Source organism: Massilia eburnea, from assembly GCF_050709955.1.
GTDB lineage: Bacteria > Pseudomonadota > Gammaproteobacteria > Burkholderiales > Burkholderiaceae_D > Rugamonas > Rugamonas eburnea_A.
Genome location: NZ_JBNZFX010000014.1, coordinates 1 through 19426, shown reverse-complemented (window position 1 = coordinate 19426; position 19426 = coordinate 1). Strand labels below are relative to the sequence as shown.

At 64.9% G+C, this 19426-nt stretch carries 16 protein-coding genes and 4 pseudogenes; 9 read left to right on the top strand and 11 right to left on the bottom strand.

Going from position 1 to position 19426, the window contains the following annotated elements; translation table 11 throughout:
• The 4 genes and pseudogenes from ACQ4MM_RS09090 to ACQ4MM_RS09075 all read left to right on the top strand — a co-directional run.
• A pseudogene (locus tag ACQ4MM_RS09090) lies at nucleotides 1-316 on the top strand (SGNH/GDSL hydrolase family protein); the annotation flags it as partial.
• Nucleotides 313-798, top strand: coding sequence for a hypothetical protein (locus tag ACQ4MM_RS09085; RefSeq protein ID WP_431477058.1), 486 nt, complete (start codon nucleotides 313-315; stop codon nucleotides 796-798). The pseudogene ACQ4MM_RS09090 and the gene ACQ4MM_RS09085, both read left to right, overlap by 4 nt.
• A 145-nt stretch (nucleotides 799-943) precedes the next feature.
• A complete protein-coding gene (lnt, locus tag ACQ4MM_RS09080) occupies nucleotides 944-2644 on the top strand; it encodes an apolipoprotein N-acyltransferase (RefSeq protein WP_431477057.1) in 1701 nt (566 codons plus the stop codon).
• Nucleotides 2645-2812: 168 nt separating this feature from the next.
• A complete protein-coding gene (locus ACQ4MM_RS09075; RefSeq protein WP_431477060.1) occupies nucleotides 2813-3271 on the top strand; it encodes a hypothetical protein in 459 nt (152 codons plus the stop codon).
• 99 nt (nucleotides 3272-3370) lie between these two features.
• On the opposite strand, the gene ACQ4MM_RS09070 is transcribed toward ACQ4MM_RS09075, so the two are convergent.
• The 9 genes and pseudogenes from ACQ4MM_RS09070 to ACQ4MM_RS09030 all read right to left on the bottom strand — a co-directional run bounded on the left by ACQ4MM_RS09070 (nucleotide 3371) and on the right by ACQ4MM_RS09030 (nucleotide 12403).
• Entirely contained in the window at nucleotides 3371-3514 is a 144-nt protein-coding gene (locus ACQ4MM_RS09070; RefSeq protein ID WP_431477059.1) for an acylphosphatase, read from the bottom strand.
• A 52-nt stretch (nucleotides 3515-3566) separates the two neighbouring features.
• Nucleotides 3567-3635: pseudogene (locus tag ACQ4MM_RS09065) on the bottom strand (acylphosphatase); the annotation flags it as partial.
• Nucleotides 3636-3649: 14 nt separating this feature from the next.
• Nucleotides 3650-4555 (bottom strand): diguanylate cyclase domain-containing protein, encoded by a 906-nt coding sequence (locus tag ACQ4MM_RS09060; RefSeq protein WP_431477056.1) that lies wholly within the window; start codon nucleotides 4553-4555, stop codon nucleotides 3650-3652.
• On the bottom strand, nucleotides 4552-4860 hold the full coding sequence (locus ACQ4MM_RS09055; RefSeq protein ID WP_431477055.1) for a hypothetical protein: 309 nt from the start codon (nucleotides 4858-4860) through the stop codon (nucleotides 4552-4554). The genes ACQ4MM_RS09060 and ACQ4MM_RS09055 overlap by 4 nt, the downstream gene beginning before the upstream one ends.
• 66 nt (nucleotides 4861-4926) lie before the next feature.
• A pseudogene (locus ACQ4MM_RS09050) lies at nucleotides 4927-4974 on the bottom strand (hypothetical protein); the annotation flags it as partial.
• A 331-nt stretch (nucleotides 4975-5305) separates the two neighbouring features.
• Nucleotides 5306-7999, bottom strand: a pseudogene (locus tag ACQ4MM_RS09045) (response regulator); the annotation flags it as partial.
• Entirely contained in the window at nucleotides 7993-9357 is a 1365-nt protein-coding gene (locus ACQ4MM_RS09040) for an oxygenase MpaB family protein (protein ID WP_431477054.1), read from the bottom strand. The gene ACQ4MM_RS09040 and the pseudogene ACQ4MM_RS09045, both read right to left, overlap by 7 nt.
• On the bottom strand, nucleotides 9354-10154 hold the full coding sequence (locus ACQ4MM_RS09035; protein ID WP_431477053.1) for a carotenoid biosynthesis protein: 801 nt from the start codon (nucleotides 10152-10154) through the stop codon (nucleotides 9354-9356). Before ACQ4MM_RS09035 ends, ACQ4MM_RS09040 begins: the two co-directional genes overlap by 4 nt.
• Before the next feature lie 11 nt (nucleotides 10155-10165).
• The gene (locus ACQ4MM_RS09030) at nucleotides 10166-12403 is read right to left on the bottom strand and encodes a TonB-dependent receptor (RefSeq protein ID WP_431477052.1); all 2238 of its coding nucleotides are present in this window, start codon (nucleotides 12401-12403) and stop codon (nucleotides 10166-10168) included.
• A gap of 211 nt (nucleotides 12404-12614) precedes the next feature.
• On the opposite strand from ACQ4MM_RS09030, the gene ACQ4MM_RS09025 reads away from it, so the two are divergent.
• Entirely contained in the window at nucleotides 12615-13022 is a 408-nt protein-coding gene (locus ACQ4MM_RS09025) for a carboxypeptidase regulatory-like domain-containing protein (protein WP_431477051.1), read from the top strand.
• Here ACQ4MM_RS09025 and ACQ4MM_RS09020 read toward each other — a convergent pair.
• The gene (locus ACQ4MM_RS09020) at nucleotides 13009-13806 is read right to left on the bottom strand and encodes an isocitrate lyase/PEP mutase family protein (RefSeq protein ID WP_431477050.1); all 798 of its coding nucleotides are present in this window, start codon (nucleotides 13804-13806) and stop codon (nucleotides 13009-13011) included. The genes ACQ4MM_RS09025 and ACQ4MM_RS09020 overlap by 14 nt on opposite strands.
• Before the next feature lie 99 nt (nucleotides 13807-13905).
• On the opposite strand from ACQ4MM_RS09020, the gene msbA reads away from it, so the two are divergent.
• On the top strand, nucleotides 13906-15726 hold the full coding sequence (gene msbA / locus ACQ4MM_RS09015) for a lipid A export permease/ATP-binding protein MsbA (protein WP_431477049.1): 1821 nt from the start codon (nucleotides 13906-13908) through the stop codon (nucleotides 15724-15726).
• On the opposite strand, the gene ACQ4MM_RS09010 is transcribed toward msbA, so the two are convergent.
• Nucleotides 15727-16563, bottom strand: a complete 837-nt coding sequence (locus tag ACQ4MM_RS09010; protein WP_431477048.1) for a c-type cytochrome — start codon at nucleotides 16561-16563, stop codon at nucleotides 15727-15729.
• A gap of 84 nt (nucleotides 16564-16647) precedes the next feature.
• Here ACQ4MM_RS09010 and ACQ4MM_RS09005 point away from each other — a divergent pair, with 84 nt between their 5' ends.
• From ACQ4MM_RS09005 to ACQ4MM_RS08995, 3 genes are all read left to right on the top strand, one after another.
• Nucleotides 16648-17040, top strand: coding sequence for a c-type cytochrome (locus ACQ4MM_RS09005; RefSeq protein WP_431477047.1), 393 nt, complete (start codon nucleotides 16648-16650; stop codon nucleotides 17038-17040).
• Between the two features lie 152 nt (nucleotides 17041-17192).
• The gene (locus tag ACQ4MM_RS09000) at nucleotides 17193-17951 is read left to right on the top strand and encodes a c-type cytochrome (protein WP_431477046.1); all 759 of its coding nucleotides are present in this window, start codon (nucleotides 17193-17195) and stop codon (nucleotides 17949-17951) included.
• Nucleotides 17948-19426 (top strand): cbb3-type cytochrome c oxidase subunit I (locus tag ACQ4MM_RS08995; protein ID WP_431477045.1); only part of this gene is annotated, 1479 nt, incomplete at its 3' end. The genes ACQ4MM_RS09000 and ACQ4MM_RS08995, both read left to right, overlap by 4 nt.

Genomic DNA, 19426 nt, shown 5'->3' with positions numbered 1-19426 from the left:
CGATGCGCTGCGCTATGTGGCGGGCGAGAGCCAGGCCAGCTATGTGACGCGCATCACGTCGACCTTGCGCCCGACGATCCGCGACGCCAACACGCACTTCGTGTCGGCCGGCAGCAGCTACGACTACATCCAGTCGGACGATACGCACCCGACTTACACCGGCAGCACGGTAACGGCTGGCTTGTTCGGCGGCACCACCGGCACCGGGGCGCCGCGCTACACCTCCTTCAGTTCGGGCAAGAACCCGATCTGGAACCAGTTCGGGCATGAGCGCATGGGGTGGGCGGTTTCGGTCTTCAACACACCAACGCCGTGAGTTCCTGGCGCCCCAGCCCGGGTTACCTGGCGGCGGCGCTGCTGCTGGCCGTTGGCGCGGCCAGCCTGGTATTCTTCCTGTGGTATTTTGCGCGCGATGACGCGGCTGCGGGGGCTGGCCAGACGCCGGCCCCGGCGAATGTGGCGGCTGCCGGACGACCAGCCTCGGCCGCCACTGCCGCGTCAGCAGGTGCGCGCGAAGCCCGCCCGGGCCCAATACCGGCTGCGCTGGAAGGCGATGCGGACCCGACGCGCGACCTGCGCAGCTACGTCATGCGCGGCGAGAACCCGACCATGAATGAAGTCATCAAACGCCTGCACCAGCAAGGCGTGCATACATACCGGCCTGGGTGCGTTCAATCCGCCGGGCACCAATCCGCCGATGGTGGGGGCTGGCGGTGCCGAAAGATTATGCGCTGCCGCCTGGCTACGTGCGCCACCACCAGGTTACCGACGATGGCCAGACTATTGAGCCCATCCTGATGTTTGCCCCGGAATTCCAACTTTACGATGCCTCGAACCGGCCGCTTGAAATGCCGAAGGACCGCGTCGTTCCTCCTGAAATGGCGCCGCCAGGCTTGCCGCTGCGGCGCATTGTGATTCCTCCTCCAATCGACACCTCAGGACGATGAAGATACTTGCCTGCATCCTTGCCAGTGCCGCGATGACTGCCCTCTATGCGCGTGGAGGCGCGGGCTGGATGCTGGGTTTTGTGCTTCTCGTGCCCTGGCTGATCGCGCTCGATGGGTGCCGCTCGCTTGGCCGGGCGCTGCTGTGCGCCTGGGCGATGTCGCTGGCTTACACGGTTGCCGGCTTCGCCTGGTTTGGCGCGGCTCTCGGGCGCTATACGCAGCTCGGCGAAGCGAGCGGGATCGCTTTGCTGCTGCTTGCAGCGCCGCTGTTCCAGCCGCAGTTCCTTGCTTACGCGCTGGTGCGTTACGCCACTGCGCGCTGGTACGGGCGCGGCGTATGTGCGCTGGCCGCGGCTGCAGCCTGGGTCGCGCTGGAGTGGCTGGCGCCGCGCATGCTTGGCGATACGCTGGGCTACGGCCTGTATCCTTCGCGCTTGCTGCGGCAGGCGGCCGATGTGGGCGGGACCGCGGGATTGACGCTATGGCTGTTGCTTGCCAACGAGGCCGTGGCGGCGGGCCTTGTGCGCTACCGCGCTGGGTGGCGCTCGTGCGCCAGGCCGCTGGCGCTGGCCGCGCTGGCTCCCGCCGTGCTGGCGGCGTATGGTGCGGTGGCGCTGTCCGGCAGCCCTGCGCCTGCGAGCAAGCCGCTGCGCATGGCGCTGATCCAGGCGAACATGGTTGACTACGAACGGCAGCGGCAGGAGCAGGGCGCTTATGCCGTGGTGCGGGAAGTGCTCGACCGGCATTTTGCAATGGGTTACGACGCTGTCACGCGCCAGCGTGCCGAAGCACTGCTGTGGTCCGAGACCGCCTATCCGACCACTTTCGGCAAGCCGAAAAGCAGCGTGGGGGCCGAGTTCGACCGCGAGATTGTGGACTACGTCAATGCGGCGGCGGTGCCGCTGGTGTTTGGAACCTATGACCGGGACGGCCGGGGCGAATACAACGCCGCGGCCTTCGTGCAGCCGGGCCGTGGACTGGTGGGCATGTACCGCAAGTCGCATCTGTTCCCGTTCACCGAATATCTGCCGGCATGGCTGGACGGTCAGTGGGCGCGGCGCCTGCTGCCCTGGGCGGGCAATTGGGTGGCCGGTAGCGGGGCCAGGGTCTTTCCACTGCGCCTGGCGGATGGCCGTGAAATTCCCGTGTTGCCGATGATTTGCCGCGACGATGTCGATACCGGCCTGGCTGTCGCCGGCGCGCGGCTTGGCGGGCAGGTGATCCTGACGATGTCGAACGATTCCTGGTTCAGCGGGGACGGACCCGGTGCACGGCTGCACCAGGCCGGCGGCAGCTTTCCGCAGCATCGAAACGCGCCTGCCGCAGTTCCGTGTTACGAGCAACGGCTACAGCGCCGCGATCGATGCCAGCGGCGATATCCTGGCAGGTACCAAGGTTGGCGAGCCGGCGCTGGTGATTGCCGATCTGCCGCTACGGTCGCCGGTGCCGACCCTGGTCGTGCTGTGGGGCGATTGGGTCGGGCTGGCATGCTGCGCTTTGCTGCTGGTGCTGACCGTCAGGCCGCTCAGCCAGGCGTGGCAGCCGCAGGGCGAGGGCGCCAGGGCGCGCGCATCGCAGCCGGCGTTCCCCATGCGTGTGGCGGTACTGCCGCCGGCGGCGCGCATTGTCGCGGGAGTGTTTCGAGCGATCTCGAGGGCAGGCCTGCTGGGCATATGCCTGGCCTTGTTGCTGAATGAAGCGCTGCGCACGAATACCCTGGCGCAGCTGCGCATCTTTGGCCTGTTTTTCCTGGTGCCGGAAGCCATCGCCTGGTGCATACTGATGGCTTTTTTCGGCGCAGGCCTGGGTGAGCGAGGGGCGGCTGGTGCTGGCGCGCGGCACGCAGAAGCTTGCGCTGGACCTGGGTGAGCTGGCTGCGGTCGAACCGTGGCGCTGGCCGGTGCCTGGCCCCGGCGTGGCATTGCGGCTGCGCTCCGGGCTGCACTGGGGACTACGGGCTTGCGCTTTCGGATCCCGCGCTATTCTCGGCGGCGCTGGCGGCGAGCGGCGGCCCTGCTGCGGTGGCGGCGCCCGGCTGGCGCATGCTGGTGGCGCCGGCGACCCGGCTCGATCATCCTTTGCTGAAGTTCGTCCTGTTGCCGCTGGCGCTTGCGCTTCCCGCTTTCCACCTGCACCAGCACATTGCATATGGCAGCGCATTGGGCGAGTACTATAGCTTCGGCCTGGCGGCTTACCTGAGCGCTTTCGGGCTCTGGTGGGCTGCCTGGACCATCGGTGTGGTGCTGGGGGCGGCGCTGGTGCGCACGGCAATTGAATCTGCAAGCATGCTGGTTGCGGTGCTGCGCCCCGCGCGCTGCGATTGACGCCAGGCAGGGCCTGGAGCGCATCGGGCATGCTGCACTTTATCTGGCGTTGCCAGGCTGGCTTCTGTTCAGGGTATTCGGCGCTTGAGCGCTCCGGCGCTAAAGCGTTGGACGGATGTCGAAGGTGGCGCCGGGCGGCGCCGCCTCCGGATCGTCGGCCACATGAACCTGGCTGACGCGCGCGGCGCTGGGTCCCTTGTGGGCCCAGTCGATAATAGCCTTCACCGAGTCGGCAGGGACCATGCACGCTGGCTTCCACCGCACCATTGGCACGATTGCGCACCCAGCCAGCCAGGCCAAGTGCGGTTGCCCGCTCCGCCAGCGCGTAGCGGTAGCCGACGCCCTGCACCAGACCTTCGATCATCAGTCGCTTGGCCATCACATCCTCCAGATGACGCGGTTGCGGCCGGCCTCCTTGGCACGGTACAGGGCTGTATCGGCCGCCTCGAACAGGACGGCTGCAGATTCCTGGCCACCCAGAGGCAGGGTGGCGCCGCCAATGCTCACCGTCACCACCGGGCTGGCGATGGACTGCTGGTGCGGGATCAATAGTTGCGCCACGGCTTCCCGGATTCCTTCAGCCACGTACAGGGCTTGCGCGGCATCCGTCTCGGGCATCAGGATCGCCAGTTCTTCGCCACCGTAGCGTGCCGCGACGTCGCAGGGGCGGCGCATGGCATTGCGCGCCACGCGGGCGACGGCGCGCAGGGTGCGGTCGCCGGCCGGGTGGCCATAATGGTCGTTATACTGCTTGAAGCAATCGATGTCCAGCAGCGCCACCGAGATCGTGTGGGCGTGGCGCGAGGCGCGCTGCCATTCGCTTTCGTAGACTTCGTCGAAGCGGCGCCGGTTGGCCAGTTCGGTCAGGCCGTCCATATGCGCCAGGTGTTCCAGCATGCGGCGCTGGCGCACCACCTCGAGGTGGGTGGCGACGCGCGCCATCACCACCGTCGTGTTGAAGGGCTTGGTAATGTAATCGGCAGCACCCAGCTTGAGGCCGCGGGCCTCGTCTTCGGGCCGGCCCATGCCGGTGATGAAGATGACTTCGATGTGGGCGGTGGCGGGGTCGGCGCGCAGGCGGCGCAATACCTCGTAGCCGTCCATGTCGGGCAGCATCACGTCCAGCATCAGCAGGTCGGGCAGGTGGCGCTGGGCGCGCTCGATGGCTTGCTCGCCTGTCTTGGCCAGCAGCACGACGTATTCCGGCTTCAGCAAGGTCGCGAGGACCTGGCGGTTGATGCCGTCGTCGTCGGCGATCAGAACTTTTTGCGTCTCCTGGGTCATGCATTCATTTCCATATCGATGCCGAGTGCTTGCGCCAGTTCGGCCAGCGGTTTCAGGGCGCCATGATATTCGATTTCGTCCACAGCGCGCTGGATGCGCGCCAGCAGGGCGGCATGGCCGGAGCCGGCCAGCAGGGCGCTCAGTTCAGTCAGCAGGTCTTCCGCACGGGCGTCGTCGGCCCGCAGGTAGCTATCGAGCTCGCGCAGCAGGCGGCCAAAGTCGGCGGCTGGGCCGCCGCCGGCAGCGGCCGACGGTTGCAAGGCATTGGAGAAGCCGGCCAGGATGATCCCCAGCGCCTTGGCCATGTCGGCCGCTTCCCTGGTGCAGCGTTCGGGGCGGCCGTCGCGGATGCCGGCTTCGACGATGTCCGACAGTTGGGCCAGGCCGGCGGCGCCGAGGTAGGTGGCGCTGGATTTCAGGTTGTGGGCCAGGCGCTCGACCTGGCCCCCAGTTGCCGTCGGCCAGCGCAGCGCTCAGTGCGGCGGGACCGCCGCCGTATTCGCTGCAGAAGCTGCGCATGCGTTTGGCGAGAATGGCCGGGTCGCGGTCGGCGCGTGCCAGTGCGTATTGCCAGTCGACGCCTGCCAGCGGCGGATAGGCCACGGCGACCGGGTCCGCGCTGTTGTCAGCCGCGGGAGCGCCCGGAATGGTGCGGCCCACCAGGCGTGACGGTTCGATCCACCTCAGCATTGCGCGGAACAGCACATCCGGGTTGATCGGCTTGGTGATATGGGCGTTCATGCCGGCTTCCAGGCTCTTGGCCTGGTCGTCCGGCATGGCGTGCGCGGTCATGGCCAGGATCGGCAGCTCGCGCAGCGCCGGGATGGCGCGGATCTGGCGCGTGGCGCTCAGGCCGTCAACCACCTGCATCTGCACGTCCATCAGCACCAGGTCGTAATCGCCTTGCTGCACCATCTGGACTGCCTCGCCGCCATGAACGGCGACGTCGACCTGTACCCGTACGGTCTCCAGGAAATCAACCGCGACTTCGCGGTTGTTGGCGTTGTCTTCAACCAGCAGCACGCGGGCGCCATGCAACTTGGCCAGTTCCTCGGGCGGCAGGCCGCGCTGCTCGCCTTGCAGTGAGGCGGGCAATGCGATCTCCGGGCGCAACACCTGCAGCAGGCTGTGATACAGCAGCGCAGGGCCGACCGGCTTGGTCAGGAAGCCTTGCAGCGGCAGCTCGCCTTCCTCCTGCAGCACCGTTTCGCGGGTACAGGCGCTGACCATCAGGATCGATGGCGGCGCGGCGAAGCGCGGGTCGGCGTGGATGCGGTGGATGGTTTCAACTCCATCCCAGCCCGGCATCATGTAATCCATCAGCACCACCTGGTATGGCATGCCGGTTTCAACCCCGCGCACCAGCATGTTCAGCGACTGCTCGCCGGAGCTGGCACTGTGGGCGGCAACGCCGAAGGTGCCGAGCATCTCGACCAGCGCTTCGCGCGCCGTGGCACTGTCGTCCACCACCAGTACGCGGGCCTGCTGCAGGCCGCCGGTGGGCGAGGCGACCGGCTCCGTGCTGGCGTCGCCGACGCCAAGCTTGACGGTGAAGCTGAAGCGGCTGCCGACGCCGGGAGTGCTGCTGACCTTGATGCTGCCGCCCATCAGTTCGACCAGTTGGCGCGAGATGCTCAGGCCCAGCCCGGTGCCGCCATACTTGCGGGTGATCGAGTTGTCGGCCTGGCTGAAGGACTGGAACAGCCGCGCGAGCTGCTCTTCGCTCATGCCGATCCCGGTATCGCTGACACTGAACTGCAATACCACGCCATCGGCCGAACGCTCGGCTGCCTTGACGGCGACGACAATCTCGCCACGCTCGGTGAACTTGACGGCGTTGTTGGTGAGGTTGATCAGCACCTGGCCAAGGCGCAGCGGATCGCCGACCAGTTTTTGCGGGACGCCGCGTTCGACGCGGAATACCAGTTCCACCTTGCGCGCGTCGGTCTTGATGGCGGTCAGGGTGGACAGGTGGTCCAGCATTTCATCAAGGCTGAACGGCACCGATTCGAGTGCCAGCTTGCCGGCCTCGATCTTGGAGAAGTCGAGGATGTCGTTGATGATGCCGAGCAGGTGTTCGCCGGCGCCCAGGATCTTGGCGAGGTAGTTGCGCTGCTTCGGGCTTGGGTCTGTCATCAGGGCCAGGCGGCTCATGCCGATGATGGCATTCATCGGGGTGCGGATCTCGTGGCTCATATTGGCCAGGAAGTCCGATTTCAGGCGCGTGGCCGCCTCGGCACGCAGCATGGCGTTCTGCATGGCCTTGGTGCGCAGGCCGAGGATGCGCATGAACACCAGCATGTCGAAGGCATTGCCGAACTGGAGGGCGTGCATGGTCCAGAAGTTGGCTGCCAGCTTGCCGCTGATCACCTGGCTCAGGACCACGGACGACAGGAAACTGACGGCCCAGCCCAGCATGAAGTAGATGCCGACCGAGTCGCCGCGGCGCGCCCGCTGGTAGGCGCCCGGCAGGCCAAGCAGCATCGGCAACAGGCCGAGGGTGCTGACGATGATGACCAGGACGTCGATACTGATCACGTCCAGGCAATAGGCAACGGCACACAGGGCGGTCAGCGCAGCGCCGCCCTTCATCAGGATCGAGAAAGTGCGGTCGACGCCGGGCCGGGCCAGCGACTGCTCGACGAACAGGTAGCCGCCGCAGGATGCCATCAGCGCGAACAGGCCGCCGGCATGCAGCGTCATCCAGACGTTGTCGCGCCAGATGTACTGGCTGCCAAGGCCGAAGAATTCGAACGAAAACAGGGTAGTGCCGGCGATCAGCAGCGAGTATTTGCCGAACAGCGGCTCGCGCAGGTTGGCCCATTGGGCCAGGCTGTACAGCAGCAGGCAGAGGCTGAGGCCAATCAGCATCCCTTGCAGCATCTGCTCGGCGAGCGCGGAGGCGTGGTACACCGCGGCTTTCGAGAAATTGATCGGCAGGATCATCGAGCCGATGTTTTCAACCCGCAGCAGGATCACATGATCCGCGCCGGGCGTCAGGCGCAGTGCCGCCGCCGGGGTGCGGCCACCGCCGCCGGGGGCGACCACCGGTTGCAGGTTGCCGGTCACGGTGTGGCTGTGGAGCGCGCCATCAGTGGCGGCAAAGACGTCGACCCGGTTGATCTGCGAGTAGTCGATGTTCAGGGTCCATTCGCCGCTGGCGTCAGCAGGCACGAAGACGGGAATGCGGACCCATACCACAGTGCCCTTGTTCACTCCCAGTGTCGCATAGGCGGACTTCGGCTTTTCGAAGCCGGCCGCCGCCGCCAGCACTTCGGCGGCGCTGAGGGTGCCACCCGGGTCTTTCAGGATCGTGACGGCGGGCCAGGCGTCGTGCGAGCCGGGGTGTTCGTTAAGCACCAGGGGCGTGGTGCCGGCCAAGCCGGGTAACGCTGCCAGCGACAGGAACAACGCGCACAGCGCAAGGATGAAGCGCTTCAGCATGGCTGCTGGTCTCCTGCCGGCTTGGCGGGAACACGGCCAGCCAGGCGCGCTTCCAGTGTATTCATCCAGGCCGGCGCTTTAGGGTCCTTGCCCCAGCCGCGTACGGCGTGATCGACCTGGTTCAGTACCGCAGGCGGTAGTTTCAGGGGGCGCGTCTGGTCCATCAGGAATTTCACGGTGAACTGGTAGCCGAAGATGCGTGTGATCATGCGGCAGAACGAAAAATTGGGGAAGACCAGGCGCACCAGCGCATCGAAGCCACGCAGCAGCACCATGCCGCTGATGAACAGGGCGCGCGACAGCAGGTTGACGCGCTGGTTGAGCCCCAGGTCGACGCGGGCGGATTTGCCGCACAGGTAGCGTGTGAGCAGGACCGGGAACGGCTTCAGGATGCGCAGCGGCATCTGGTCCTGCATTGCCTTCATCAGCGCGGCACCAAGTTCCGGCCGCGGGTCGGGCAGGTAGGGTGACAGGCGGGCACGTGCCTGGATCTCGTTGAAGCTGGCCTCGGCCTGCTCCATGGTTTGCGGCATCAGGCCGGACTCGATGCCGAGGATATGCCCGACCACGTTCCAGGTGTGCAGGTAGGCTTGCTCGTCCTGCTGCGGCAGGCCAAGGCCAAGCTTGCGCAGGCCGCGCAGGAAGATGTAGTGGAAGGTGAGCAGGGTGTAGGCCAGCTCTTCCTGGTTGCAGGGCAGGCCGTTGGCGGCAACGTCCCAGCCGTTGTTGTAAAGCGTGTCGTGCACATTTCGGCATGGCGCATCCAATGGCGCCACGGCGATACCGCCATCCAGTACCGCATCGGAAGGATTGTCGCGCAAGATCAGGTGGCGGATGGTGGCGTGGATCAGGCGAACCTTGAGGATCTGCGCCACCCCGCCGCCTTCCGGCGTGGTGAGGCCGCCGTGCATCATGACCGGGAAGATCATGGCGGCCGTGGCGCGCACCCGGTAGTCGGTATGGGCCTCAAGCTGGCCGGCGACGTGCAGCACCCCGGCCAGGTCCGGCACCACATAGCATTCCGGCAGGCTGGCGCAAAACAGCAGGCTGCACGACAACATGCTCATGTCGAAGAACAGTTCTTCCGAGCGTGCGATGCTGGCGCTATCGGCCCATTCGGGCAGCCTGGAGCCGGCGGCAAGGTAGGCTTCCAGCGCAGCGGCAATCGCAGCCGGCGTGCCTTCCGGGGCGCGCCATTCGGCCACGATGGCGTTGGTCTGCCACTGGCCAAGCAAACGATTCACGATGGCGATGGCGTCCCACTGGCTGCCGTCGTAGCTGTGCAGGATGGCGGCAATGGTGTCGTCGGCAAGCGGGTCGGCGCGCCGGGTTGGCGCGATCGCAACGGGTGCGTTCATTGTGCTTCCTTCCAGCGCATCCAGCCGCAAAGCCCGGTCAGCACAGGAATACCCATGGCGAACAGCGCGATGGTGCGGGTTTCGATCGGATTTCCCTTCAGGGCCTGGAACACCATGCTGCCGCCATAGATCAGCAGCGGCACCAGTGCGTAAAGCGGCGTAATACGGCTGCTAGGGACCGGCGGCTTGTTGCGCAGCGTGAGGCGGAAACCGTAAATGATGGCGAACGAAACGGACATCCAGCCAACGAAGCCTTGCAGCGTCTCACCGAACCAGCCGCCGTCGGTCTTGGTCATGATCCAGGCTTTGAGCGTGAACACCATATAGGGATCGGCGCCCAGGTCGTAGGCAGTGACGATCATGGCGCCGAGGAAGGCCATGATGAAGGTCATCAGGGTCGACGGCACGCCGTCGGTCGGTGATTGCCAGACGATCAGGTTGCCGATCACATAGGCGACGTAGCACAGCGCGAACCACATCAGCGGAATGATGAACGGCACGGAACCGATGCGCGGGCCCAGCACCTCGGTATATGTATAGGAACCGAAGAACCAGCCAAAGCGCGCGCCCATCTCTTCGGCAAACCAGCCCAGCACCAGCGCGATGACGACAAAGCGGAATGCGGGGGCGTGCCCCAGGAAATGGCTCGCACTCGCCCAGCAGCAGGCAAACATCAGGATCGAACTGACAATCAGCAGCGTGGTGGTTTCAGTCCAGCTGCGCGATGCAAGCGCAATCAGGAAACCGGCCAGCAGGATGAGGGTCAGGCGGGGCAGGTGGTTCAGCAGCGACTTCATAAGTCTCCGGGTTAAAAGTGGTAGTCGAAACGGATGTCAAATGTCCTTGGTTCACTTGGAACCGCCATGCCGAAGCTATCGATCGTCACTGGCTGCACCTTGTTTTCAAGGTTCTTCACGTGGGCCATCAGGCTCCAGCTGGCGCCGTCGGGGCGGTATGCCAGCGTGAGGTCGCTGGCGGTGCGGGACGGCACACGGTACTGCAGCAACTGGCTGGAAACGCTGATGTTGTAGGCGGCGCTGCGCCGCGCATTGATGCCGGCGGTCAGTGCCGCGGCCGGCAGGCGGAAGGTATGATCCCAGCCCAGGCTGAACACCGAGCGCGGTGCACGGTCCAGCGGTTCGCCGGCCCACGACACCTGGCCATCCGGCTGGTAGCTGACGTAGTGGGCGTCCAGCAGCGTCAGGCCGTAAGTGAGGTTGTTGGCGGCGGTTGCGCGCACCTGTCCATCGAGCTCCAGGCCCTTGACGCTGGCTGCGCCGGCATTCCGGGTGACGAAGCGCGGCGCTCCTGCCACGATCGCTACGCCGGACAGCTGCAGGTTGGTGTAGTCGTAATTGAAAACGGCTAGGTTCAGGCTGGCGCGCTTGTTCCAGAAGCGGGCTTTCAGGCCGGCCTCCCAGGACTTCAGCGTTTCGGGCTGGTAGAACAGCGTATCGGCTGGGACGGCGATCACCGCGGGGCAGGGAATGCCCAGGGCGCTGGAGCCGGCCAGGCAGCCGTCATTGAAGCCGCCCGACTTGTAGCCGGTAGCGATGCTGGCGTAGGCCATCGCCGCCGGAGCCAGGTCGTACTCGGCGCCCAGCTTCCAGGTGGTCTTATGGGTGGACAGCGCGGCGTCGTTCAGCATTTTGAAGTCGGTGGCAGCGTTGAATTCGCGCGCTTGCTGGAAATTGGTCGAACCCACGCGCGACTTTTCATCATCCGTATAGCGCAGGCCCGCCGTGGCGCGCAGTTCCGGCGTCACGCTGTAGGTAAGCTGGCCGAATGCTGCCCTGCTGCGGGAGATCGTCGGGCCATGCGGGAACACATAGTAAGGCGGCAGCTTGACCAGCTGAAGGTCGCGGAATACATAGAGCTGGTGCGACTCTTCGCGGAAATAGTACAAGCCGCCCTGGGCCTTCAGCGCTCCAGTGCCATTGGTCGACAGGCGCAGCTCGTGCGAATCCTGGCGCTGGTCGCTCCAGAAATCCTCGTGCACGCCAATCGCCAGGGTTGGCAGCACGCGGTAATAGAAATTGGCCAGGAAGTCGTGTTCGTTCTTGCGGTGCGAGCCGAGGTAGTCCAGCGTAAGCGGCCCGAGCTTCCACGACAGTTCGGCGCCGAAACCGTCGGTCGACTTGTGGTTGTAGCCTTGTTCCAGCCTGGTATTGAAAGGCTTGAAAGTGTTGGTCAGGCGGGCCTCGGTGCCGGCGTCATACCACACAGGCTGGCCGGCTTCGACGCCACGGTAGAAATTGGTGTCCGGGACCACGTTGTCGACGTTGCCGTTCTGCGTGGCGTGTTCGTAGCGCAGCAGCAGGGATGCCGACTGGCCAAGCGCCAGTTTGGCCGACAACCGCGCTGAACGGTCGTCGCGGTCGTGGCCGAGCTCAAAACCGGTGCCCTGGCCGTTGCGCAGGTAGCTGTCATGCTTGTTGACCGCCACTGCGGCGCGCAGGGCGAGCTTGTCGTTGAGCGGTGCGTTCAACATGCCGCTCGCTACGCGCGAATTGAAGTTGCCCAGCGCGAGGCTGGCCGCGCCTTCCCATTGCTGGACCGGCGCATTGCTGATGACGTTCACCACGCCGGCCGTCGTATTGCGGCCATACAGCGTGCCTTGCGGCCCGCGCAGCACCTCGATGCGGTCAACGTCGAGGAAACTGGCGGTCTGGGCCTGGGGGCGCGCAATATAGATGCCGTCCTGCATGAAGGCGGCCGAGGGATCGCCTTTTTCGGTGGAGTCGGAATTCGACACGCCGCGGATGGTGATGCGCAGGCCGTCGGGGGCGCCGTCCAGGTGTACGTTGGGCAGGCGCTTGCCGATGCCGGCGGCGTTGTCGATGCCGAGCTTGTCCAGTTGTCCGGCCGTGAGCACGGACATGGCAACCGGCGTACGCGACTCGGGCGCGGCAACGCGCTGGGCCGTCACCAGGACTTCCGGAAGCTGCTCTTCAGTTTGACTTTGCGCCCATACCGGCGCGCAAAGTATGCCGGAGGCGGCCGCCGCCAGCATGGTCGGGCGAAGGTTCGCCCCGCAATTCGACATGATTACCCCTAGTGCCTTGCTTTATATGATTATTTTTGCAACGTTGCTTAAAACTGTTGCTAGCAAAGTTCAAGAGTCTATCAGTTTGGCAACTAAGGAAATAGGGGTATGTAGGCTTTCCCCGACATGGATACGACACGATGGCTGATAGCGCGCCAGGCGCGACGGGAGAATACTGGCGGCAAGCCTGAAAAAAGGAAAGGAGTGCATCATGTTTGCTCGAAACATTACTTTCGCCCTCACCCTGGCTTGCAGCGCCATGGGCGCGGCAATAGCGGCCGATGAGCCGCAATTCGTCACTGGCGGCGTCGGCCTCGAAGAGCGTGGCCAAATGCTCGCAAGCAAGCCCGATTACAACGTGCGCATGACCTTCGCGACCCGCGGCACCGGCGAGTACCGCTCGGACGTGCAGGTCGAGATCTCTGACACAAAAGGTCACACCAACGTCAACGCCCGCGACGCGGGGCCGCTGATGTTCGTCAACCTGGAACCAGGCCGCTATCGCGTGACGGCGACGGCTGCCGATGGCCAGGTCCAACGCCGCGAGGTGCAAGTGCAGCCTGGGCGGACCAAGGACCTGTACTTCTACTGGAGCGAACCAGCCACTATCGTGCAGTAGACATCAGCTGGTTGAGCGGGCCGTAGGCAAAGGTCTGCTCATCGTCGATGGCGCCGGTCTGGTGGAAGCGTTCCATATAAGCCTTCAGCCGGCCCATCATTGCCTCTGCCGGTGCTGAGCCGGCGCTCAGGCGGCGCACGCCCAGTTCGGCCAGGCGGGCCGGCGCGGCCAGGTTCGGGCGCGCCAGCAGGTTGAGCGGCATCGTTGAACCTTTTGCAAGGGCGGCGATTTCGCCTTCGTCGGTGGCGCCCGGCGCAAACAGGCCGCTGGCGCCGGCTTCCTGGTAAATGGCTGCACGGCGCAAGGTTTCGGCCACGCGCGCACCCGGTTCGGCCAGTCCGCGCAGGTAAACGTCGCAACGTGCATTGATGTACAGGTCGATGCCGGCCGCCTTGGCCGCGGCGCGAGCTGCGCTGATCTTGCGCGCCAGCAGTTCAGGCGGCGCGTTGCCGTCTTCAATATTGATGCCGACCACGCCGGCCTGCGCCAGTTGCCCGACGAACTGGCCGACCATTTCGGGATCGGAAGAATAGCCGTCTTCGATATCGACCGTCAGCGGCAATGCACTGGCGCGGATGATGTCGCGCACGGTTTCCAAAAGCAGGGCGGTCGGCAGTTGCGAGCCGTCGGCATAACCGTGGGCCCAGGCCACGGCTGCACTGCTGGTGGCAAGCGCCTTGGAACCAGCCAGGGCTGCGATGCGGGCGGTACCACCGTCCCAGCAATTGGCGAGCAGCAGGATGCCATCCTGGTGCAGCGCATGGAATTGGATGTCGTTGCGCATGTGGTTTTTTCCTTAACATTGGGGAGCAGGCCATTCTGCCACGGTTCCCGCATTCCTGCTTTGGTACAATTCGGGGTTGCCAATTACTCCCACCACATAGTGCAAAGCCGCCAACTCTACGTCCGCCTGCTGAAGGAATTCTTCCCCTATAAGTGGGCCGCCCTGGTGACACTGATCGGCGTAGGTGTGGCTTCCCTGACCGACGTGCTGCTGATCCGCCAGCTCCAGAATGTGGTCGATGCCGTGCAGCCGACTGGCGCGTCCGGTCCAGCGGCGCAAAGCGGTGCGCTGGCGACGATACATGGTTGGCTTGACCGCATCTTGCCGACCGATCCTGGCGCCGCTGCGATGTGGGCCATTCCGGCCCTGATCATGGCCCTGGCCCTGCTGCGCATGGTCAGTACGTTCACCGGCGATTATGGCTCGGCATGGCTGACCCAGCGCGTGCAGGCCAACGTGCGGGAGAAGATGTTCGCGCGCGTGCTGCGCCTGCCGAACCGCTATTTCGACCAGTCCTCGACCGGCACCACCTTGTCGCGTATCGCTTTCGATGCAACCCAGGTGACGCAGGCCGGCCTGAGTGTATTCACCATTGCCGTGCGCGACACGGTGGCGGTGATCGGTTTCCTCGGCGCCTTGTTCGATATCGACTGGAAGCTGGCCCTGTTTTGCCTGGTATTGCTGCCGCTGGTGGCTTTGGTCGTGACCATCGCAGCGCGCCGCATGCGCCGCCTCAGTTCCAGCGCCCAGCAGGCAATGGGCGAGTTGACCCGCGTGCTGGACGAAAGCATTGGCGGCCAACGGGTCGTGAAGATCTTTGGCGGCCAGGCTTATGAGCAAAAGCGCTTCGACGAAGTGGTGAAGATGAATCGCCAGTTGGCGGTCAAGCATGCTTCGACCGCGGCCATGAATTCCGGCCTGATCATGCTGATGGTCGGCGCCACGCTGTCGTCAGTGATCTATTACGCCCTGCTGCGCGCGCAGGCTGGCGCGCTGACACCTGGCGCCTTCGTGGCGTTCATCACTTGCCTGATGTCGCTGCAAGGGCCGATCAAGAACCTGACCAAGCTGAATGAACCGCTGCAGCGCGGCCTGGCTGCGGCCGAGTCGGTATTCGGCTTGATCGATGCGCCGATGGAGGCCGATACCGGCACGCGGACCGCCGATCACGTGCAGGGCCGCATCGAACTGGTTGACGTGGGCTTCCGTTACAACGTGGACGATCCGGAAGCAGCGCCGGCGCTGCGCTCGGTGTCGCTCGACATCATGGCGGGCGAGAAAGTTGCGCTGGTCGGCGGTTCTGGTAGTGGCAAGACGACGCTGGCCGCACTGTTGCCTCGCTTCTACGATGTCGGCAGCGGCCGCATCCTGCTGGATGGCGTGGATTTACGCGAGTACCGTTTGCCTGAGTTGCGCAGCAAGATTGCCATGGTGAGTCAAGACGTGGTGCTGTTCAACGATACGCTGGCGGCAAATATCGCGTACGGGGACCCATCGCTCGACATGGCGCGAGTCGAGGCGGCATCGCGCGCGGCCTATGCGCACGACTTCATCATGCGCACCCCGCAGGGCTACCAGACCGAAGTCGGCGAGAACGGCATGCGCCTGTCGGGCGGCCAACGCCAGCGACTGGCCATCGCACGCGCCTTGTATAAGGACGCGCCGATCCTGATCCTGGACGAGGCGACCAGTGCCCTGGATACTGAGACCGAACGCCAGGTGCAAGCCGCGCTTGAGAAACTGATGGAAGGGCGGACCACGGTCGTTATCGCACACCGCCTGTCCACCATTGAAAACGCCGACCGGATCGTCGTGATGTCGGCTGGATCGATCGCCGAACAGGGCAGCCACGATGCGTTGCTGGCCAAGGGCGGTATCTATGCCCGCCTGTACCAGACACAGAAACAACTGGATCAGTAATCACCGGGTGGCCTGCATGAGGTAGGCCGCCATGTCGTGAGCATCGCGCTCCGGCACGCCGAGTTGCGGCATGGCCGTGCCAGGCTTGATCTCCTGTGGGACGCGGATCCACTTCACCAGGTTCGCTTCGGTGGTCGGCAGCTTGCCGGCAATGAAGCTGCGTTGCGCCAACCCGTCCAAATTCGGGCCGACGTAGGTTAGCGGCCCGGTCACGCCTGGAATGTGGTGGCAGGATTGGCAGGCAAACTGTGTCAGCGCCAGTTTGCCGCGCTCACGATCCGGCACCCTCGTTCCCGCCGTCTGAGGTTCCTGCCCTGCGCCTGCTGCCGGCTTTTCGATTGCAGCGTATGCAGCCGGTGTGAGTGCCGGCAGCGCACCGAGGAAGGCAACCACGTCCCAGATTTCTTGCTCGCTCAGGTGGAAGCGCCAGGCGGGCATTCCGCTCATCTTGATGCCGTTGGCCGTGATCCAGTACATCTCGTGCGGCTTCCAGCGCCGTCCTGCATCGGCCAAAGGGCCTGGAACCGGCTGCATGCTCAAACCGATCACGCTCATCGCGGTGCCCGGCCCGCCGTGGCATTGCTCGCAGTGCTGGCGGAACAAGGCGCCGCCACGCGCCAGTGCCCCTGCCGCTGCCTTCGGCGCAACGATGCTGCGCGCATGGAAGCGCACCGATTGCTGCATGCCGCGCTCAATCAGCGTGTGCACGAACTGGAAGTGCGGTTGAACTGCCGAAGCGTCATACCAGCCGGCCTGCAGCACCACAGTGGCCGCCAGCATCCCGGCCAAGCCGGCCAGGCATACGGCGACAGCGGCGGTAGCAAGAAGGCGACGCACAATCGGGAAAAGGGCGATGATGTCTTCCGTGAATTATAGGGATCGGCAGCGGGAAGGCGGGGACGATTCGTGCAAGCAATCACTATGCGTTTGCGGAAAAACGGCAACTTTGCGCGCGCCAGGGTGGCCGTGCTTTTGCTGCCGCTCGCCTTGTGCGCATGCCAGCCGCGCAAACCGTATCCCGTTGCCAATGAAGGTGGTGATCGGCTCCGTGGCAAGGCCTTGCTGGCCCAGTTCCAGTGCGGCAGTTGCCACCACATCCCGGACGTTGAAGCAGCGCGCGGCAAAGCAGCTCCATCGCTCGCGCAATTCGGCCTGCGCAGCTATATAGCCGGGCGCTGGCCGAACCAGCAGGCCAACCTGGTGCGCTGGATATCGGCGCCGCGCAGCATGGACCCCGCGACCTTGATGCCGGACATGGGCGTCTCCGACGACGATGCGCGCCACATGGCCGCTTACCTCTATTCGCTGCAATGACGCCGGCGCTGCAATCGGTCCTGTCGCCTGCCGGACCGGATGCTGCGTTGCTCAGCCGTTTCAGCTGGCTGTTGTTCGCGGCGGCTGCAGCCATATTCCTGCTGGTCGTGTTGCTCGTTCTTGCGAGTCTGGTTCGGAAACGCGGCACGTCGTTGTCGCGCAGGCTGGTGGTGGGTGGCGGCCTGTTCCTGCCGGTGCCGCTGCTGGCCGCGCTCATGGGATGGTCCGGCTGGCAAGCCTCGCTTGTGACCTGGCCGTTCTCGGGAACCCGCATCCAGGTGACGGTGACGGCGCATATGTGGTGGTGGGAGGTGCGCTACCGTGACACGTTGACCGGCCGCGAGGCCGTGCTGGCGAATGAACTGCGGCTGCCGGTAGGCGAGCGGATCTATCTGGCGCTGGCGTCGGCGGACGTGCTGCATGCGTTCTGGGCGCCGGCGCTGGCCGGCAAGGTCGATATGGTGCCGGGTCGCCTGCATGGTTTGACACTGCGCGCCAGTGCGCCTGGCCGCTTCCGTGGGCAATGCGCCGAGTACTGCGGCACCCAGCATGCCGCGATGGCATTAGGTGTGGTGGCTGTCGCACCGCAAGAGTTCGACGCCTGGCTGGCGCACCAGGCCGCACCGGTCAATGCAGTTGCGCATCGCGGGCGGGAGGTCTTTCTTGCCGCGCGCTGCAATGCATGCCATACGGTACGCGGTGTCAGCGAGGGTGGGGCGCTCGGGCCGGACCTGACACACATCGCAAGCCGCACGCACATCGCGGCGGGTGCACTGCCTATGAATCGGGCAGCCTTGATCGGCTGGATCGCCAACCCGCAGGCCTCCAAACCTGGCGCCCGCATGCCGCCTAGCAATCTCTCACCCGAGGACCTGCAAGCTTTGGCGAGTTGGCTGGAGGTGCTCCAATGAACACGCCCGGCCGTACCCCCAACAGCCTGCCCCGTCCGCCCGGCGAGTATGAGGCCCTGGAGCGCGCATGGCGCAGACCGGCTGGCTGGCGCGCCCTGGCCGCGGTCAACAACACCCGCATTGGTCGCCTGTATCTCGCTACCTCCTTTGGATTCTTCCTTTTCGCCGGAGCCCTGGCGCTTGTCATGCGGCTGCAATTGGCCGTCCCCGGCAACGACCTGCTGCAGCCGGGAACCTATAACCAGTTTTTCACCATGCATGGCACGGTCATGATGTTCCTGTTCGCCATCCCGATGGTGGAGGCTATCGCAGTATTCCTCCTGCCCGGCATGCTGGGCGCACGCGACCTGCCATTCCCGCGCCTGTCCGCCTACGCCTACTGGGCTTACGCCTTCGGCGGTGCGGGATTCATCGTGACCCTGGCGTTCGGGCTTGCGCCCGATGGCGGCTGGTTCATGTATCCGCCGCTGACGGGCAAGGAATACTCGCCAGGCCTCAACGCGGATTTCTGGCTGCTCGGTATTGGCTTCATCGAAATTTCGGCGATTGCCGGCGCCATAGAGTTGATCATCGGCATCATGTTCACCCGCACGCCGGGCATGACGCTGGCGCGTATTCCGGTGTTCGCATGGTCGATGCTGATTGTCGCCGCTATGGTGGTCTTCGCCTTCCCGCCCCTGATCGCGGGCACGGCTCTGCTGGAGCTCGAGCGCGCCTACGATTGGCCGTTCTTCATTCCCGAGCGCGGCGGCGATCCGGTACTATGGCAGCACCTGTTCTGGTTCTTCGGGCACCCGGAGGTGTACATCATCTTCCTGCCCGCTGCCGGCATGGTATCGACCATGCTGCCGGCACTGGTGCAAACTCCGCTGGTGGCGCGCCGCGCCGTGATCATCTCCCTGCTTGCGGTGGGTGCGCTGAGTTTCGCCTTGTGGATGCACCATATGTTTACAGCCGGCCTCGGGCAGCTTGAAACCACGCTGGTCTCTGCCGCCAGCATGGCCATCGCAATCCCGGCCGCGGTGCAGGTGTTCGCCTGGATCGCAACGCTTTGGCGGGGCAGGGTGCAATTGAATGCGCCGACCTTGTTCATTCTCGGCTTCCTGCTGGTATTCGTGCTGGGCGGCCTGACCGGCGTGATGGTGGCGGCGGTGCCGTTCGATTGGCAGGCCCATGACAGTTACTTCATCGTCGCCCACCTGCATTACGTGCTGGTGGGCGGGCTGGTGTTTCCAATGTTCGCGGCAGCCTATTTCTGGATGCCCTTGTTCAACGGACACCGTATGTCGGAGGCCTGGGCGCGCTGGGTATTCGGGCTGATCTTCATCGGCACCAATGTGGCGTTCTTCCCGATGCACGCGACGGGTTTGCTCGGCATGCCGCGCCGTGTGTATACCTATGGTTCGGAAATGGGATGGTCGGGGCTGAATATGGCCAGCACGCTGGGCGCCTTGCTGCTGGCCAGCGGTGTCATG

Excerpts from the sequence above, each read along its gene's own strand:
- lnt (WP_431477057.1), top strand. The coding sequence starts at position 944 with ATGAAGATACTTGCCTGCATCCTTGCCAGTGCCGCGATGACTGCCCTC.
- ACQ4MM_RS09070 (WP_431477059.1), bottom strand. The coding sequence starts at position 3,514 with ATGGTCCCTGCCGACTCGGTGAAGGCTATTATCGACTGGGCCCACAAG.
- ACQ4MM_RS09060 (WP_431477056.1), bottom strand. The coding sequence starts at position 4,555 with ATGACCCAGGAGACGCAAAAAGTTCTGATCGCCGACGACGACGGCATC.
- ACQ4MM_RS09055 (WP_431477055.1), bottom strand. The coding sequence starts at position 4,860 with ATGGCCAAGGCGCTGGGGATCATCCTGGCCGGCTTCTCCAATGCCTTG.
- ACQ4MM_RS09040 (WP_431477054.1), bottom strand. The coding sequence starts at position 9,357 with ATGAACGCACCCGTTGCGATCGCGCCAACCCGGCGCGCCGACCCGCTT.
- ACQ4MM_RS09035 (WP_431477053.1), bottom strand. The coding sequence starts at position 10,154 with ATGAAGTCGCTGCTGAACCACCTGCCCCGCCTGACCCTCATCCTGCTG.
- ACQ4MM_RS09030 (WP_431477052.1), bottom strand. The coding sequence starts at position 12,403 with ATGTCGAATTGCGGGGCGAACCTTCGCCCGACCATGCTGGCGGCGGCC.
- ACQ4MM_RS09025 (WP_431477051.1), top strand. The coding sequence starts at position 12,615 with ATGTTTGCTCGAAACATTACTTTCGCCCTCACCCTGGCTTGCAGCGCC.
- ACQ4MM_RS09020 (WP_431477050.1), bottom strand. The coding sequence starts at position 13,806 with ATGCGCAACGACATCCAATTCCATGCGCTGCACCAGGATGGCATCCTG.
- ACQ4MM_RS09005 (WP_431477047.1), top strand. The coding sequence starts at position 16,648 with ATGCGTTTGCGGAAAAACGGCAACTTTGCGCGCGCCAGGGTGGCCGTG.